This is a genomic window from Sinorhizobium sp. 8-89, assembly GCF_030124325.1.
GTDB lineage: Bacteria > Pseudomonadota > Alphaproteobacteria > Rhizobiales > Rhizobiaceae > Sinorhizobium.
In genome coordinates this window covers 26,249-42,584 of the sequence record NZ_JASKLR010000035.1, presented here as the reverse complement: position 1 = coordinate 42,584, position 16,336 = coordinate 26,249, and the positions used below count along the sequence as shown (strand labels likewise).

Genomic DNA, 16,336 nt, shown 5'->3' with positions numbered 1-16,336 from the left:
GAAGGGTGAGCTGCAAATAGCACTGCGACATGCACAAATCTCCAAGGGCCAAGTCATTGTTTTTATTGCCATGTCGCACTTGGAAATAGAATGTACCCCCCTACATAAAAAGATCAGATAAGGTTTATTATGGAACTACCGGGACTGTCGAAAGTCTGCAGCCTGAAATTGCCCACGGCAAAGCATAACCGCCGCGATCGGGCCTGCATCGGTGTCAGCCGCAATTCTGATCGGCGCGTCGCCGATCTCCAGTTCAATCGCTGCGGATATCGCAGATAGTCGTTTTATGCATTTCCGGACAGTTTCACGGGATCGACTTTCGCCCGCCTGTTTGATGCCATCGGTGATTGACTTCGCCATTTTGCGTTCGGTCGAGAGCGGCCTTGTTTTTGCTTTCGCCCTCGAGGGTAATTCGATGGGCGTTGAAAACGATGCGATCAAGAACGGCGTCGGCGATCGCGGGCTCGCCAATGGTTTTGAAGTGCTCAGCGTCGACAAGCGCCAAATGGATTTGACGGCCCGCCGTCGAAGCCGAGGTGATCCGCTTTGCATCACGCCGACCGTTGCCAGGCCGCACCGCGCGAACCCAGGAATGGCGCGAGGGGTGCCCCTGACGCCCCCCTCCCCAACCCTTACGCCCGCTGCCTTAAAAGATCGCGGATTTCGGACAGCAATAGGATGTCCTGCGGCGGCGGTGCTGCCGGCGCCGGTGCTTTCTCCTTCTCGATCGACGCGCGCACGCGGTTCACGGCCTTGACCATCATGAAGATGATCCAGGCGAGGATCAGGAAGTTGATGAGCACGGTGATGAAGTTTCCGTAAGCGAAGACCGCGCCCTGCGACCGTGCCGCTGCCCGCGTCGATGCCGTCACCCCGGAGGACAGCGGCAGGAACTAGTTGGAGAAGTCGACGCCGCCGGTCACGGCGCCGACGATCGGCATGATGAGGTCGCTGACGGCCGAATCGACGATCTTGCCAAAGGCGGCACCGATGATCACGCCGACGGCGAGATCCATGACATTGCCGCGGGCGATAAACTCCTCGTGACCTTCGTCAGCTGCCTCGACCCCAGCGCATGGCGCCAAATGAAGGATCCACCTTATGACGCGCCATAACCTTCTGCCGGAAGACAGGCGCGCCTTCACGTTCGTGTCTTGCACCGCCGCAAATCGTTTTGCAAAACGATTTGCAAAACGATTTGTAATCGTCTATCCAGTGAAACATGACAACGATTGCCAAAGTCGCGAAACGAGCGGGCGTATCTCTGACCACGGTCTCTCATGTGTTGAATCATGCAGACCGCGTGTCGGCCGAAATGCGCCGGAGAGTGGAAGCGGCCATAGCCGAGCTAGGTTACGTACCGAACCCCCAGGCACAGAGCCTGCGCACGGGGCGGACCAACCTGGTGGCAATGCTGATCCCGGATATCCGGAACCCCTTCTATCCGGAACTCGTAAAAGCGGCGCAATCGGATCTCGAGGCGACGGGGCTGGATCTTCTGATCTTCAACACCGACGTTCCCGGCGGTCACTCGCAGGAACATAGCCAGCAATATCTGAGACACATCCGCAACCGCCGGATCGACGGGTTGATCGTCGGCGATTTTGCCCTGCATGGCATGCACGACACATTGATCGGCATGGACGTCCCCACCGTCTTCATCGGCGACCTGCCAAATGCAGCCGTCGACAGCGTCAAGATCGACGATTTCGGCGGCGGCTATCAGATGGGCGCTTACCTCGCCAGAAAAGGCCACAAGCGCATCGCCCATGTCACAGGCCCGTCTTTCTTTGCCGAGGCCATGGCAAGGGCGGCGGGTTTCGAACAGGGACTGCGCGATCACGGCGTGGAACCGCTCGCCGAGCTGCGGCGTGAAGGCACGTATCTTAGCCCGTCAGGCCAGGAAGCCGTAGAATGGCTGCTGGCGACCCATGGCGATCGCCTGCCTTCAGTCATTTTTTTCGGCAATTATCTCATGGCGGCGGGAGCGATCGCCGAATTCCATGATCGCGGCGTCCGCATTCCCGACGACGTCGCGATTGCCGTTTTCGGCGACCAGCCACAGCTCGAATATGTGCGGCCGCGGATCGCGCGTGTCGGCAACACCCCTTCGCTGCTTGCCCACCGAGCAACCGCCATGCTGCTCGAACGGTTGTCGGGCGAGTATTCAGGGCCGCCTCGCTCAGAGGTAATCCCCTGCATCCTTCACGCCTTCGATACGGCGTAAGGCGAAGCCGCCCTCCGGAGAGGAGCCGGGGGCGTTTACCAGCAAAAACCGGGAGGAAGTAATGACTGACAAAGAGAAGGCTTTTCCGAAACTGACACGGCGCGGGCTGCTTAAGGGCGGTGCGGCGGTAGCCGGAGGCGTCGTCGGCCTCGGCGGATTTCCCCACATCAACCGCCTGGCCGTACGGGCACAGGAAACACCGCTGAAATTCTGGCAGTTCTACGCGCCCGGCGGACCAGTAGCGAGCCAGGTCGCGTGGTTCGAGAAGACGGTCGCGGACTGGAACGACAGCCATCCGCAGAAGATCGAACTCGAGTTCATTCCGAACTCCGAGTATATCAGCGGTCCGAAACTGGCGACCGCCTTTGCCTCCGGCGAAGGACCTGACATTTTCATCATCTCGCCGGGCGACTTCCTGCGTTACTATAATGGCGGCGTCCTCAAGGATCTGACCCCCTTCATCGACGAAGCGGCCAAGGCGGACTTTCCCGAAAGCGTCATTGCCAACCGAATGGTGGACGGCAAGATCTTCGGCATCCCGATGGAAGTCGAGCCGATGGCCATGTACTATTCGGTCAAGGCCTTCGAGGAGGCTGGCCTCAACGAGAACGACGTTCCCAAGACATGGGATGAATTGCTGGAGGTCGCCAAGAAGCTCACGACTCCCGAGCGCTTCGGGGTGATGTTCGAGACCCAGCCGGGCTACTACCAGAACTTCACGTGGTATCCCTTCCTCTGGCAGGGCGGCGGCGAATTCCAGACGCCGGAGGGCAAGAGCGGCTTCGATTCGCCGGCGACGGTGCAAGCGCTCAAGTTCTGGCAGGACGCGATCAACAGTGGCGTGGCGCCCCGCCAGATCATGGGTGCGGGCGGGCATGATACGATCGCCAACCTCGCATCCGGCTACGTCGCCATGCAGAACGTCGGCATCTGGGGCATTTCACAGCTCCAGAGCAATGCCAAGGATTTCCAGTATGGCGTCTTCCGGCTGCCGACGCCGCCAAACGGCAAATATGTGACCGTGGGTGGCGGATGGGCATTCGTCGCCAATGCCAAAGGCCGCAACTCCGACGCGGCGGGCGAATTCTGCGCCTGGGCCCTCGCTTCCATGGATCAGGGCTCTGTCGACCGGGTCGCCACCTGGTGCACCAAGGGCAAATCCGACATGCCGCCGCGCAACAGCGCGCTGAAGGCTGGCGGCCGGGCCTTCTCGACAGGTATGATCGGTAAATTCGCCGAAGAGATCCATCCCGGGACCCGGGCGGAGCCACGCGTTCCGCCGGAGGTCTACAAGATCATCTCCGATGCGATCCAACAGACGCAGTTGGGCGGCGCCGATCCGCAAGCCACGGCGACGGCCGCCTCTCAGCAGCTCGACGCGTTCCTTTCGAGCTATCAAGGCGCACCGATCCTTTGACGGCCAAACCGGCGGCCGCACGCGATGCGGCCGCCTCAGCAAGCTGGACATGACGTTATGACAACGATTGCCGAAACGACCGCGCGGCGCAGGCACGCCGGCCGAGCCCGCCTTTCCGCCAAGCATCGCGAGTGGATCGCGGGCTACCTCTTCGTGTTGCCGGATGCATTGGGATTGCTCGTCTTTCTCGGCGTGCCGATGGCATTATCGCTCGTGCTCAGCGTCTTCGAGGTAAACGGTTTCGGCGGTTATTCCTTCGTCGGCGGAAGAAATTACCTCCGCATGTGGAACGACCCGCTGTTCTGGAAGGGAGCGAGGGTTACCGCGCTCTACGCTATCATGCTGGTCCCGCTGCTCTACGTATGCGGCCTGGGCCTTGCCCTTCTCGTGCAGCGCACCGACCGCTTCAACGCCGTCATGCGTTCGATGTTCTTTGCACCGCACATGGTCAGCCTCGTGGTCGTCGCGCTCGTCTGGCAATTCATGGTGGTCGACAAGATCGGCGTGATCAGCAGGCTGACCGCAGCGCTCGACATGGGCGGCTTCTCTTTCCTCGGCGATCCCAACTTCGCGCTCATCACCATCGTCCTGGTCAGCGTCTGGTTCCTGATGGGGTTCTACATGCTGATCTTCCTGGGCGGTCTGCAGGACATTCCCCGGCAATATTACGAAGCGGCGATGATCGACGGGGCCGGCCCCATCGCCCGCTTCTGGTTCATTACGCTGCCTCTTCTCAAACCGACGAGCTTTTTCGTGGTCATGGTGTCCATGGTTGCGGCCGTCGCGGGCGCGCAGGCCTTCGACATCATCTACGTCATGACCAAGGGCGGGCCTGCCAACGCCACGTCGGTGCTGATCGTCTACATCTACCAGCAGGCTTTCGGTTTCGGCGCCTTCGGCTACGCAGCTGCCATGGCCTCCATCCTGGTCGTGGCGCTCATGCTCGTGACGGGTGTTTTCTTTGCTCTGACCCGGGGAGGACGTTTCAACCATGAGCAGTAAGCGCCCCCAGCCCTATTTCTCCAGATCACAGGTCACGCTGGTCCGTGGCCTCTGGATGGTGGTGACGGCTATCCTCGCCTTCATGACGCTCTTTCCGCTCCTCTGGATGGTGTCGATCGCCTTCAAGCCGGCGGCGGAGTCGTTCTCTTCGAACCTCATCCCGCAGGCGCCGACGCTCGACAATTTCATCTATGTGCTGACCGGCGTTCCGTTCATCCGCTACATGGTCAACAGCTTCCTCGTGTCGGCCACGGTCACGATCGTGGCGCTGTTCTTCCACACCATGGCCGGCTATGCGCTGGCGCGACTGAGATTTCCCGGCCGCGAGATACTGTTTCTGTCGATCTTCTCGACATTCCTCGTCTCGCTGCCGGTGATCATCGTACCGCTCTTCGTAATCGTAAAAGCGATGGGCATGCTCAACTCATACGTGGGACTGATCATCCCGGCGATTTTCAATGCCTTCGGCATCTTCCTTCTCAGGCAGTACTATCTGTCGCTGCCGAAAGAGATCGAGGAGGCGGCGCGCATCGACGGCGCGGGTTACTGGCGCATCTACTGGAGCGTCATCCTCCCGCTCAGCCGCCCCATCATGTCGGCATTGGCGATCCTGTTCTTCCTGGCCAACTGGAATTCCTTCCTGTGGCCGCTCACCATCACCTCGGACCCCAATCTCTGGGTCGTCCAGCTCGGGATTGCGAATTTCAAGAGTCAGTATTCCGCATCCTGGAACTACATGATGGCTGCTTCCACGATCGTCGCCATCCCGACCCTCATCCTCTTCGTGATCTTCCAGAGACAGATCATGGATTCCCTCAAGACCAGCGGCCTCAAGTGAGCTGCGAGCGATTTACACAGGAGCAATTCGAATGACCAATGCCGGCCTCTCGCCCCTTCGCGGTCTCGCGAAGCTGCGCAACGCGAAAACGCGCCGCTTCTCCAGCCATGACCGGACCGGCGGCAATGACGACAGGCTGCACATCGAACCCGGCAAGACGGTGGTGATTGGCGAACACGAAGGCGCCGGCATCGTCACCCATATCTGGGCGACGCTCGCATGCGAGAGCGAAGATTTCCTGCGCAAGATCGTTCTCAGGGCCTACTGGGACGGGGAGACGGAGCCGAGCATCGAGGCGCCTATCGGCGACTTCTTCGGCATGGGCCACGCTCGCACCGTCAACTATGCCAGCCTGCCGATGCAGGCGAGCCCGGAGGACGGCAAGGCCTTCAACTGCTACTTCCCCATGCCCTTCGGCTCGCACATGAAGTTCACCGTCACCAACGAGGCGGAACACGACCTCCTCTTCTACTACTATATCGATCTCGAGCTTCACGACGTCCTGGAGGAGGACATGGGGCGTTTCCACGCACATTACCGCCAGGCACAGCCAAAGGGTATGAGCGAAGCCAGGCTGACCAACGAACAGTTCCTCTTTGGCGGCGAGAACATCGATGGTCGGCAGAATTATACGATCCTCGAAGCCGAAGGGCGCGGCCATTACGTTGGCGTACTCTACAGCGTCTATTCGCGGCGCCGCTCCGAAGTCTGGGATTGGTACGGCGAAGGCGACGACATGATCTTCATCGACGGCGAGCAGGGGTTGTCGGTGCCGGATACGGTTCGCAAGCCCGATCCGCGCATCGGTCCGAAAGCGGCGTTGATCGAACCGCGGCCGGAGTCTGAACCAGGTGCCAACGATGCCTGGCCGCCGACCCTGCACGGTACGGGCACGGAAGACTATTTCAACACCGCCTGGTGCCCGACACAGGACTACAGCGCGCCCTACCACGGCATCATCGCGGCCGGCGGCCCCAACTGGACCGAGCCGGTGACGCTCTATCGCTGGCATATCGAAGACCCCGCTATCTTCCAAAAGAGCATTCGGGTGACGATCGAACATGGTCACGCCAATCGCCGCGCCGACGATATCTCCTCCGTCGCCTTCTGGTACCAGGCAGAGCCGCATAAGCCTTTCGGCAAGTTCCCCGATGTCGCGGACCGGGTGCCGACCTATCGCCGCCCGTTCCACAACATGGAAGCGGCAATGAAGAAAGCGAGAGGCTGAGATGGCCAGCGTCGAAATCAGGAATGTGGTCAAGCGCTATGGTGCGCTGGAAGTCGTCCATGGTGTCTCGGCAGGGATCGCCGACGGCGAATTCGTGGCGTTGGTAGGCCCCTCGGGCTGCGGCAAGTCAACTCTTCTGCGCATGATCGCGGGCCTTGAGGAAATCTCCGACGGAGCGGTCGCGATCGGAGGCGATATCGTCAACGAGGTCGCTCCGAAGGACCGCAACATATCGATGGTCTTCCAGAACTATGCGCTCTACCCGCATATGACTGTTGCCGAGAACATGGCCTTCGCGCTTCGCCTCGCCCGGCTCCCGAAGGACGAGCAGAAGAAGAAGGTAGGCGAAGCGGCTACCATGCTTGGCCTGGAGGGTCTGCTCGACCGCTATCCCGGCCAGCTCTCCGGCGGCCAGCGCCAGCGCGTCGCCATGGGACGCGCCATCGTCCGCCGCCCGGAAGTCTTCCTGTTCGACGAACCCCTGTCAAATCTCGACGCAAAGCTCCGAGTGCAGATGCGTGCCGAGATCAAAGGTCTGCACCAGCGCCTGCGCACCACCAGCATCTACGTGACGCATGACCAGATCGAAGCGATGACGATGGCCGACCGCATCGTCGTGATGCGCGACGGCAATGTCGAGCAGATCGGGACGCCGCTGGAGCTTTTTGATAATCCTCGCAATCTCTTCGTCGCGAGCTTCATCGGCAGTCCTTCGATGAACTTCATCAAAGGCGAGGTCGTCGACGGCACGTTCCGAGCGCCCGGCGGCTTCGTGATTCCTGCCGTCAATCTGGCTCATAAAGGACCGGCCATCGCGGGAATAAGGCCCAACAAGCTGAAAATCGGCGCCGCCGGCCCCGTCGCCAAGGTGTTGATCGTGGAGCCGACGGGCGACGAAACACACCTTCTGGTGGAGCTCGGCGGAGCGCAACTGGCGATGTTGCTTCGCGAGCGCATCAGCCTGGCACCCGGCGACCAGATCGGCCTCGCCTTCGCTTCCGCCGATGTCCACTTCTTCGACGGTCAGACCACCCTGCGACTTGGCAGGGGCGACGCGACGACGGGCGCCCTGAACGCTTGAGTCCCTTCCCGTTGTTGGGCGGATGCACTGCTTTTGGCAGGTAGGCTGTACCTGATTTGGAGCTGTTTTCGACGAGAATTGTCGATCTGACGATGTGCCATCGGCCGACGGCGGATGACCCGATCATGCTTGCACGACATCATCATCCGGGCGGCGCTCGTCAGAGCAATCCGGTAAGTTCCAGAGTCTGATAGCCGGCCAAGAGTGTGATCAGAGATCCGACAAGCCGCAGAAGCATCTTTTCCGGCAATGTCTTGACCATCCATCCTGCCAGAGGCGCCGCCAGAACACCGCCAAGGATCAGCCCGGCGACAGACGTTAGATAGGCGTAGATCCCGTCACCTATCTCCCAATGGCCGATCGCGATCGCGGCAAGGAAGCTTACCGAAACCGAAAGCGCGATCAGGAACTCGCTTGCATTTACCGTGCCGATAACAAATCGCGGCTGTCCACCGGCACCAAGAAGCCCCGTGGTCGCGACCGGCCCCCAGCCCCCACCGCCCGCAGCGTCAAGGAACCCGGCTGCAGCGCCGAGCGGCGCCACAATTCTTAATCTCACGGGCTTTGTGGGGATGCGATGAAAGGAGCGGTAGAGAAGCCAGCTCCCGATTATCGCGAGATAAGCTGTAACGAATGGCTTGACCTGATCGCCTTCGAACCAGGTGAGCACGAAGGCACCGATCATGCCCCCGCCTACTCCAAACGGAATCAGTCGCCGAAACAGTTTCCAATCGATGTTGCGGTGATAGAGATGGGCCGAGCCGGAAGCGGCGGTGGTGAACAGTTCCGCCGCATGAGCTGAAGCAGACGCCTGCGCCGGCGGTACTCCGAAGGCCAGCAGTACCGTCGACGAGATCACGCCATAGGCCATGCCAAGGGCGCCATCGACTGCCTGGGCCAGGAACCCGACGACTGCGAACAGTAGGAAGTCTTCCACTCAAGCCTCCGCACTGAAACACTGGACCGTGGCGCATTCAAAGCCTGACGAGCGTATAAGACACGGAAGGCTCTATGTTCGGCCAAGTTTCAGTCGTGATGCTCTCGGCCACCATGGAAACGGCCGCGCGTCCCGCTTGTTCCCGGAGGGGAATATCCGCTGGCTAGGTCTACTCATAATGTGAGCGCCCATCGCATATGATCAACGAAGGCTCGCAACCTCGGAAGGGTAACGGCAGCGACACTTTTGTTGTCCTCTGACGTGACATGCTGGCGCTCAAGGGCGTTTTGCCTCGGCCCCTTCCCGCGCGAAGGACTTCCTGTTCGTGTCGGCATTGCCTGTCCGGAGCAATTTGGGGGTTGGTCAACTCCGCCTTACGCTGCACAATGCCGGGATCCGAAAACGCCGACAGGCCGATCTCGGTCGATCACGGCATTGGAGGCTCGCAATGCGCCAGATTTGGCTCGACGTCGCCAAGGGGGCGGGCATCGTTTTCGTCGTTCTCGCCCACGTCCTCTTCCACAGCGAATGGCAATGGGCGCCTGCGATTTATTTCGCGATCTCCCTCTTCTTCATGCCGTTCTTCTTCGTCATCTCCGGCTATCTCTTCACGGTGTCCGGCCGGAAGGTTCTGCTTTCGAAGCGGGGGCGCGGACTGCTGATCCCTTATGTTGCCTTTCTCGGCCTCGTCATCACCGGTATGCTTTTCGTCGACGTCCTTCGCGGTGAAATACCGGCGCCCTGGCAGATCAGGGAACTGATGACGAACGCTATCCTGGGCGGAAGATACCTGACCGGCGAGCTCGGCGTCTTCTGGTTCGTGACCTGTCTCTTCGCAACGCAGGTTCTCTATAACGAAGTCGCGCTCAGAACCGCCGGACCAACCGACCTTGCCATGTTGATCTTCGTTGCCGGCTGCGTCGTCCTTGCCTATGTGATCCAGTCCTATTGGTCGGAGGTTCGCTCTCCTCTCGCCCTGACCAACGTCCCGCTCGCCATAGGCGCTTTTTGGTTTGGGCACGCCCTGCGAGAGCGCAGTTTCCCCGCGAGTGCGATTGCCGTGGGCGCGTTTGCCGTGTTCGGGATTTCAATCGCTCTGGCCTCGGCAGGCGTCGATTTTGCGGTGACGATGAAGAACACCAAGTTCGGCCCACCAATCCTCGGCCTGCTGCTCGCTTTGGCAATCTCGGTCACCGTGCTCAGCCTCATTCAACTGGTCACCGCGCGAAACATTCCGGTCGCCCCGGTTGCCGAGCTCGGAAGGGCCTCCCTGGTCATCATGTTCGGTCACCAGTTCGTTCATTTCACCCTGCGCGATTCAGGCGTGACCTCAGAGGTGGCGCTCATCGCCCTGTCCGTCGGGCTGCCTTACCTCGCCTATCGCCTCCTCAAATCGTCGACGATTCTTTCGCCATGGTTCCTGGGCCATGGCTCGCTGTCGATCAGCGTCGATCGTATGAGGCGGAGCCTCGCCGGCCGCGCGAGATAAGCCCATAAGCAATCTTCAGTTGCACAAACTCGCCAGAGGCGCAACTCAGAGGTAGAATTTTCTTGATTTTTCACCCATCGTGGGAGAGATTGTGCATTGCACAGAATTGGCGACGGTCCGCTGGGACCGGTGATGAGATCATGGTCGCGCCTGTCGAGCGGTATCCATTGGTCGTCAACGAAGCAAGTCAGATGACGTGAACCCGGTCAGGGAACGAAACAGAATGCTTCAAGACATGCCTGTTTACAAAAAGCTGATCGCGATCGGTATCGTCGTACTGGCATTTGTCGGGGTCTTCGACGCGCTCGCCAACCTGCCCGTTGTTTCGGGCTGCACATTCTACGGCGAATGCTCCTTGGGCGATGTCGCCGAGCCGCCCACAGAGCTTGGCAGCGATCCGGTGGAGCAATGAAGGGAGCTGCGAAACCGGCGCTCATCGTCTACGACGGCGATTGCGTCTTCTGCCAGAGCTATGTTCGGTTCATGCGCTTGCGCGAGACTGTGGGCGCGGTCGAGTTGGTTGACGCCCGTTCCGGCGATCCGCGCGTGGCGACCTTCCAGCGTCAGGGCTACGACCTGAATGAAGGAATGCTCTTCGTCTTCGACGATCGCGTCTACCATGGCGACGAAGCCGTCAACCTTTTGGCGATACTCAGTTCCTCCTCGTCGCTATTCGGCTGGTTCAACCGCGCAGTTCTTTCCAACAGGACGGCCGCGCGGCTCATCTATCCCATGCTCAAATTCGGGCGCCGCGTTACGCTGCGTATCCGCGGCCGGCCGCTGCTTCCAACGGATCTTGACCGCTCGCCGGATGCCAGCAACGGTTGGTGATCGCGTTCTCTGTTGAACCAGCGCACTTCTGCCCATGTCGCCAAGGGCAGACGGCATGGACAGAAAATGACGTAAATCGCGCTTGATGAGCGCGTCGAATGTGGTGCGCTTTCAATGCGTGCAAACCTTCGGCCGCGAGAAATCCACCAGCTTGAAGATCAGCAGTTTGCGTTCAAGAATGTTCGGCATTTCAGCAGCAAGACTTGCTGCTGTTGCCCGTGTCACCGTGGCACCCTCCTGCACATAGGTCACCCAGGCTTGCGGATTCCATCGCAACTGCCGCTTCAGGTCGTGCAGGATGTGAAAATTGCCGGCCTGCGATTGGCGCACCCAGTGCGGATCGGAAGCGTCGACGACCTTCACGACTTCGTTCTGGTAGTTGAAAAGATATGGCGGCTTGGAAAAGAGCAGATGGTTGGTCTGCCCAGCCTCGGTATGCAGGTTGCTGAACATGTTGATCGAACTCTCGGTCTTCAGCCCGACATAGGGCGACAGACAGGAAATGAAGAACAAGCCTGGCACGGCGTAGATCCACGCCGGCTGGCGAGGCGGGGAAACGTTCTCGCAAGGCAGATTCCAAAGCGCCACATAGGTGAGCACCACCATCGCGGCACCGCCAGCGACCGCCCAGACCAGGACCCATACGGAATGGACGATCATGTCGAAGGAGCGCACCGGGAAGGCAAGGGTCAAAATCATGACGACCGCGCCGGCCGTCAGCAGCAATGAGACGCCGGGGACGAGCGTCCCGACCCGTCCGAAGTTTTCACGCAGCGCATTGGCCACGCCGAGCGAGATACCATAGAGCATCTTGCTGGCGGGCGTCGGGATGCTCAGCACGTAGAGCGCAAAAACCAGGCTGGAGAAGTCCATGTACCATGAATAGGCGGAGATCGGGATGATGTAGTGGAAGATCAGCGCCAGGATGAAGCCGACGGCGAAATAGCGTTTCCAATAAAGCGACACGATGGCGATCGCTTCGATAACAAAGGTGGAGTAAATCGCCAGATATCGGCCGAACAAGTTATCCTCGAGTCCGAATGGGCGCGCGAGCGGCACATAGAGTCCCACAGCGCAACTGACGGCAGGATCGAGAAAATCGGTGTTGATCTTATGAAAGATGCCGTAGAAGTACATGATCGCGAGCAGAGCACGCGCGACGACCCGGATCTGGTCGTAAAGGGCCACGCGGTCTATGGATCCGCGACGGCCCGCCTTCACGTAGAGCACGGCGGCACTGAGCAGGATGGCGCCGTTCATGACGGTAGCGATCGTCTTGTTGTTTGAGGCGACAGGCAGGCGAAGGGCGTATAGCGCCAGCGAGAGCGCGACCAGCGCCAACAGAAACCCAGTGCGCCGTGGGTAGAGGAGAAGCAACAGACTGAACAGCACAACGGCCCAGCTCAGGGCCATATAGGTAGATCCTTTGTACCCGATGAGGCCGTGGGTATCGCCGGCGATGCTGAAAATCGCGGCCAGCGCCCAGAAGGGTGTGAATGCGGTCAGGCCGTCATAGGTGTAAGCCAATTCTTTGACACGGGGGGGATTGCTCTGGCCGAAATTCCAGAAAGGTATCGCGCTTACCGTCATCATGAATTCCACTTCAAATGACTGTTAATCGTCCTGGGCAACAAGCTTCGGCGTAATGCCTTCAATCGAAAGCGACCAAGGACAGAACCATGCGCAGTTTCGAGGTGTTACAGCGACATTTTCAAAATCTGAATGAATGCGCGGCGCTGTAGTATTTAATAAACACTCCTTCGCGTCGTCCCCGACCTTAACTCTTCGCGACGTTTGTGCGACCCAGGAGTGCATTGCCGCCTGAGTTCAGTCGCGGGCATGTCACGGCCGACCAATTTCGGCCACGCCCTGAAGTTTAATATCAGCAACTTGTTTTAAATGGGGATTCTGCTCGTAGAGAATCATCGGCCCGCATCCCGAGGGGTCGAAATATCGCCTGCGCGGCTTTTGAGAGTGGCCAATTCCTTGCGCCGCGTCAGGGTCGCGGCGGCCACCTGAGCGTGTAACGCAAAGTGCCCGCCGTCTCAGTACGACCTGAGGCGGAAATCGCCTCTTCCCGTTGCGCGGCGAAAGATATCTCGATATTCCAGGGTGCTCGTAGACCGAAACCGGTATGAGGGTAAGGATTTGAAAGCCAGTGCGTTCGATCCACCCGAAGGTACGCTCCGCAAGTGCGTGGGGCGAGGCGCCGTTGCGACGGGACTGGCTCAGGCGGTCAAGATTTCGACCCAGATCCTTTCGGTCATTGTCCTTTCCCGCCTCCTCTCGCCACAGGATTTCGGCATCGTGGCGATGTGCGCACCGGTCTTGGCCTTTATCGCGCTTTTCCAGGATTTCGGCCTTACCCAGGCGACCGTGCAAAAGAGCGCCATTACGCATGATGAGGTAAATTACCTCTTCTGGGTCAATGTCGTCGTCAGTGTTACGCTCGCCTGCCTGATGCTCGGGGCGGCGCCGCTGATCGCCGCCTTTTACCGCGAGCCTCGGGTCGGCCCGCTTATCGCCGCGATGGCCTTGCAGATCGCGGCTTACGGTCTCGGAGCCCAGCACCTCGCCCTTATCAATCGCCGCATGGCCTTCCGCCGGCTCGCGCTCATCGAAATCGCCAGCGCGATTGCCGGCTTCTGCGCTGCCGTCGCCTGGACGATCATCGATCGATCCTACTGGGCTCTTTACGCCGGCACGCTGACGAGTGCGGTTCTCCCGACGCTTTGCTATTGGGCGAATTCGCGATGGCGTCCAGGCATCCCGCGCAAGGTGGAAGGCGTCGGCGACTTGCTCAACTTCGGCGCCGGGATCACCGGCTTCAACTTCGCCAATTTCTTCGCCCGCAATCTCGACAATATCCTGATCGGCAAGTACTTGGGCGACGCGCAGCTGGGGCTCTACGATCGGGCCTACAAGCTTCTGCTGTTTCCCTTAAGTCAAATCGCCAATCCGCTTGCGAAAGTCATGGTGCCGGCGCTCTCACGGCTGGCCGGCGAGCCTGACCGATACCGCAGCGCCTATCTTCGGGTGATGCCACTGATGCTAATCGTTACGCTTCCGGGCGTTGCGGCCGCCGTGGCGATAGCCGATGTGCTCATTCCGTTCGCGCTCGGGGAACAGTGGCGGAAGAGCGCCGATATTTTCCGGGCGCTCGGATTTGCCGGCCTGCTCCAGCCTCTCAACAATCCGGCGGGCTGGCTCTTCATCAGCCAGGGCCGATCGGGGGATTTCATGCGCTGGGGCATCGTCACGGCGACGACATCGGCTTTGGCGTTCATCATCGGGCTGCCGCATGGCGCGTTGGGGGTCGCGATCGTTTACGCGGCAAGCGAATATTTGCGGACACCCTTCCTCTGGATCTATGTCGGCAAGAAAGGACCCTTGAGAGTCGGGGACATGATCCGCGCCGCAAGCCCCTTCGTCCTAGGATCACACATAGCATTGGCGGTCGTATGGCTCATGAGACCACTTCTGCCGGACCACGCGGTCCTCGCGATCCTGGGTGCCGCATTTCTCTCCTACACGATCACTGTCGCGATCGCACTTCTCTTTCCTTTCGGCCGCACCTCGCTGCAGGAGGCTGTCAATCTCCTGCCTGCGAGAGTCGCCAAGCCGACTGGAGGGGGACAAACTAGGTCCTGAACCCGGTGCATGGCGCCCAAGTATGCGCAGCGGTCTTGGGACGACGACCCGCTCGAAAACAAAGATCGTAAAAGCGCCTCGCGATTCCGTTCAAATGCGATGCGATGACTTGCCGTGCTTCGACCAAGGAAGCCACTCATTGCCAGATCAGGCCGGCCTTTTTCACTTGGCTTTTCAACGCCTCGTAACCTCTTTCGCCCAACATCACCCGCGCCGCTGCCTTCAACATCGCATGCCTTCCCTCGGCGGTCTTGGCGTTCTGCAGCCGCTCGCGCACCAGCGCTGAAGCTGGTGTGATCATCTCTTGCGTCTCCAGGCAGAGCACCGGCTTTCCCGAGAGCTTTGCAATATTCACGGCTTGCTCGTGTTCGCTTTCGATAAACAGAATGGCCTCCGAACGCCGGTAGATGTCCGCCTTGAAGCGGCCATGGGCGGCCAGGCGCTGCCGCTCTTCCTTGCTCGGCAGGTCGAGCATGATGAGTTCGCTATATTGAATGCCCCGCCTCGCGAGCCAAGCCTCCGTCTGGGGCCGGTACTTTTCCAGCCGGCTGGTCACCAGAGAGGCGATCTTGCGCGTAGGCACATGAAGGGGGCACGCTTCCGCGAGGAAACGCAGATAGGCAGGGCCATCGTCGTTTTCTTCGTTCGTCGGGTCGAGACATAAGACACCGTCGATGTCGACGCAGCTCTGCTCCAGAAACTTGTGATGCATGAGGTTCCACTGGAACAGGCGCGGCTGTGGCACCACCTCGAAGACGAGATCGGCCTCCTCGTAACGCTCGTAGGTGCCGTATACGGCAGCAAATATCACCTTGTCGCGGGCTATACCCGCCGTTGCCACCTTGATCCTGGCTTCCCTCATCGCGCTGCCACCATTGATGCTGTCGTCAAGGACCAGGACACGGCGCATCTCATCGAATGGGCGTTCCAAGAGGGTTGACCGTTTCGTGATCCCGCAGGAGAAAACCTTTCCGGCCATGAAGCTGTCGAGATCGGTCATTTGAATATTTGCCGTCAGGCTCACGAGATTGGCGGCCAGTATCCCGCTGCGCGGGATGCCGACGACCAGATCAATGTCACCCGGCAAACGGTGAAGGTTCTTGGCTATTGTGGCATTCATATCGGCGATCGATCGATACTGCATATGATTTGCCCTCAGTAGTGGCGCTGCTGCGCCGAGGCTAAACCGACTCGAAGTTGGCAAACGGGTTCACGCAGTGTTGGCTTCCGGAATAGGTAATGGGATCGTCGCTCCCGCTCCGCCAGGCGTAATTCGTGAGCAGATGAAAATCGGCCAGCAACAGCCGTTCGAAGCGCTCCAGCCGCATCAAGGCGTCGCCGGGCAAGAGCGGGCGCGCCATGTCTCCCAAATGCAGCCGTTCAAGAAGCGTCGCTGCGTCCGCCAGTTTCCCGGTCGGGAAATCCCATGGATTGCGCTTCTGGAATTCCAGGATGAATGCGCGCAGGTGATCGTCCGTCACGTTCAGATCGCCGAGGTATCTTGCGAGCGTTGCCCGCACGAGGTCCGCGTCGGACAACGAGCGCGCGGCGGCGTAGCCGAGACCTGTCGACGCAAGCGCACCGGCTGCCAAGGTCAGCACCGTGCGCCTCGAAATACCCTTCATTCTCCCCTCC

The 16,336-nt window shown here is 59.9% G+C and carries 14 protein-coding genes and 1 pseudogene; 10 read left to right on the top strand and 5 right to left on the bottom strand.

Annotated features, from left to right (window positions below; translation table 11 throughout):
• Positions 1-632: 632 nt before the first annotated feature.
• Positions 633-1,085, bottom strand: a pseudogene (mscL, locus tag QN219_RS30965) (large conductance mechanosensitive channel protein MscL).
• 137 nt (positions 1,086-1,222) lie between these two features.
• Here mscL and QN219_RS30960 point away from each other — a divergent pair.
• The 6 genes from QN219_RS30960 (at position 1,223) to QN219_RS30935 (ending at position 7,793) form a co-directional block, all read left to right on the top strand.
• Entirely contained in the window at positions 1,223-2,227 is a 1,005-nt protein-coding gene (locus QN219_RS30960; protein ID WP_284004272.1) for a LacI family DNA-binding transcriptional regulator, read from the top strand.
• A 61-nt stretch (positions 2,228-2,288) separates the two neighbouring features.
• Positions 2,289-3,644 (top strand): sugar ABC transporter substrate-binding protein, encoded by a 1,356-nt coding sequence (locus QN219_RS30955; protein ID WP_284004271.1) that lies wholly within the window; start codon positions 2,289-2,291, stop codon positions 3,642-3,644.
• Between the two features lie 57 nt (positions 3,645-3,701).
• Positions 3,702-4,646, top strand: a complete 945-nt coding sequence (locus QN219_RS30950) for a sugar ABC transporter permease (RefSeq protein ID WP_284004269.1) — start codon at positions 3,702-3,704, stop codon at positions 4,644-4,646.
• Positions 4,636-5,484, top strand: coding sequence for a carbohydrate ABC transporter permease (locus QN219_RS30945; protein ID WP_284004268.1), 849 nt, complete (start codon positions 4,636-4,638; stop codon positions 5,482-5,484). The genes QN219_RS30950 and QN219_RS30945 overlap by 11 nt, the downstream gene beginning before the upstream one ends.
• Positions 5,485-5,515: 31 nt before the next feature.
• Positions 5,516-6,712 (top strand): DUF2961 domain-containing protein, encoded by a 1,197-nt coding sequence (locus QN219_RS30940; protein ID WP_284004267.1) that lies wholly within the window; start codon positions 5,516-5,518, stop codon positions 6,710-6,712.
• Between the two features lies 1 nt (position 6,713).
• Positions 6,714-7,793, top strand: coding sequence for a sn-glycerol-3-phosphate ABC transporter ATP-binding protein UgpC (locus QN219_RS30935; protein WP_284004266.1), 1,080 nt, complete (start codon positions 6,714-6,716; stop codon positions 7,791-7,793).
• Between the two features lie 160 nt (positions 7,794-7,953).
• Here the strand turns inward: QN219_RS30935 and QN219_RS30930 are convergent, their stop codons facing one another.
• Positions 7,954-8,730: a sulfite exporter TauE/SafE family protein gene (locus QN219_RS30930; RefSeq protein ID WP_284004265.1), complete on the bottom strand. Its 777-nt coding sequence runs from the start codon at positions 8,728-8,730 to the stop codon at positions 7,954-7,956.
• Positions 8,731-9,178: 448 nt separating this feature from the next.
• On the opposite strand from QN219_RS30930, the gene QN219_RS30925 reads away from it, so the two are divergent.
• The 3 genes from QN219_RS30925 (at position 9,179) to QN219_RS30915 (ending at position 11,050) form a co-directional block, all read left to right on the top strand.
• Positions 9,179-10,219 (top strand): acyltransferase family protein, encoded by a 1,041-nt coding sequence (locus tag QN219_RS30925; RefSeq protein WP_284004263.1) that lies wholly within the window; start codon positions 9,179-9,181, stop codon positions 10,217-10,219.
• A 235-nt stretch (positions 10,220-10,454) separates the two neighbouring features.
• Positions 10,455-10,631 (top strand): hypothetical protein, encoded by a 177-nt coding sequence (locus tag QN219_RS30920; RefSeq protein ID WP_284004261.1) that lies wholly within the window; start codon positions 10,455-10,457, stop codon positions 10,629-10,631.
• Positions 10,628-11,050 carry a DCC1-like thiol-disulfide oxidoreductase family protein gene (locus QN219_RS30915; RefSeq protein WP_284004260.1) on the top strand — a complete coding sequence of 141 codons (423 nt, stop codon included), beginning with the start codon at positions 10,628-10,630 and terminating at the stop codon, positions 11,048-11,050. Before QN219_RS30920 ends, QN219_RS30915 begins: the two co-directional genes overlap by 4 nt.
• 111 nt (positions 11,051-11,161) lie before the next feature.
• Here QN219_RS30915 and QN219_RS30910 read toward each other — a convergent pair whose 3' ends face one another.
• Positions 11,162-12,640, bottom strand: coding sequence for a thiol-disulfide oxidoreductase (locus QN219_RS30910; RefSeq protein ID WP_284004259.1), 1,479 nt, complete (start codon positions 12,638-12,640; stop codon positions 11,162-11,164).
• A gap of 558 nt (positions 12,641-13,198) precedes the next feature.
• On the opposite strand from QN219_RS30910, the gene QN219_RS30905 reads away from it, so the two are divergent.
• Entirely contained in the window at positions 13,199-14,701 is a 1,503-nt protein-coding gene (locus tag QN219_RS30905; RefSeq protein ID WP_284004258.1) for a lipopolysaccharide biosynthesis protein, read from the top strand.
• Between the two features lie 136 nt (positions 14,702-14,837).
• On the opposite strand, the gene QN219_RS30900 is transcribed toward QN219_RS30905, so the two are convergent.
• Both QN219_RS30900 and QN219_RS30895 read right to left on the bottom strand, forming a co-directional pair.
• Positions 14,838-15,845 (bottom strand): phosphoribosyltransferase family protein, encoded by a 1,008-nt coding sequence (locus tag QN219_RS30900; RefSeq protein WP_284004257.1) that lies wholly within the window; start codon positions 15,843-15,845, stop codon positions 14,838-14,840.
• Positions 15,846-15,882: 37 nt separating this feature from the next.
• Positions 15,883-16,326 (bottom strand): hypothetical protein, encoded by a 444-nt coding sequence (locus QN219_RS30895; protein WP_284004256.1) that lies wholly within the window; start codon positions 16,324-16,326, stop codon positions 15,883-15,885.
• Positions 16,327-16,336 lie beyond the last annotated feature (10 nt).

What these genes read in the sequence shown, in the direction of transcription:
- QN219_RS30925 (WP_284004263.1), top strand. Translation starts at nt 9,179, where the DNA reads ATGCGCCAGATTTGGCTCGACGTCGCCAAGGGGGCGGGCATCGTTTTC.
- QN219_RS30940 (WP_284004267.1), top strand. Translation starts at nt 5,516, where the DNA reads ATGACCAATGCCGGCCTCTCGCCCCTTCGCGGTCTCGCGAAGCTGCGC.
- QN219_RS30900 (WP_284004257.1), bottom strand. Translation starts at nt 15,845, where the DNA reads ATGCAGTATCGATCGATCGCCGATATGAATGCCACAATAGCCAAGAAC.
- QN219_RS30955 (WP_284004271.1), top strand. Translation starts at nt 2,289, where the DNA reads ATGACTGACAAAGAGAAGGCTTTTCCGAAACTGACACGGCGCGGGCTG.
- QN219_RS30960 (WP_284004272.1), top strand. Translation starts at nt 1,223, where the DNA reads ATGACAACGATTGCCAAAGTCGCGAAACGAGCGGGCGTATCTCTGACC.
- QN219_RS30910 (WP_284004259.1), bottom strand. Translation starts at nt 12,640, where the DNA reads ATGACGGTAAGCGCGATACCTTTCTGGAATTTCGGCCAGAGCAATCCC.
- QN219_RS30935 (WP_284004266.1), top strand. Translation starts at nt 6,714, where the DNA reads ATGGCCAGCGTCGAAATCAGGAATGTGGTCAAGCGCTATGGTGCGCTG.
- QN219_RS30920 (WP_284004261.1), top strand. Translation starts at nt 10,455, where the DNA reads ATGCCTGTTTACAAAAAGCTGATCGCGATCGGTATCGTCGTACTGGCA.
- QN219_RS30945 (WP_284004268.1), top strand. Translation starts at nt 4,636, where the DNA reads ATGAGCAGTAAGCGCCCCCAGCCCTATTTCTCCAGATCACAGGTCACG.
- QN219_RS30950 (WP_284004269.1), top strand. Translation starts at nt 3,702, where the DNA reads ATGACAACGATTGCCGAAACGACCGCGCGGCGCAGGCACGCCGGCCGA.
- QN219_RS30895 (WP_284004256.1), bottom strand. Translation starts at nt 16,326, where the DNA reads ATGAAGGGTATTTCGAGGCGCACGGTGCTGACCTTGGCAGCCGGTGCG.
- QN219_RS30915 (WP_284004260.1), top strand. Translation starts at nt 10,628, where the DNA reads ATGAAGGGAGCTGCGAAACCGGCGCTCATCGTCTACGACGGCGATTGC.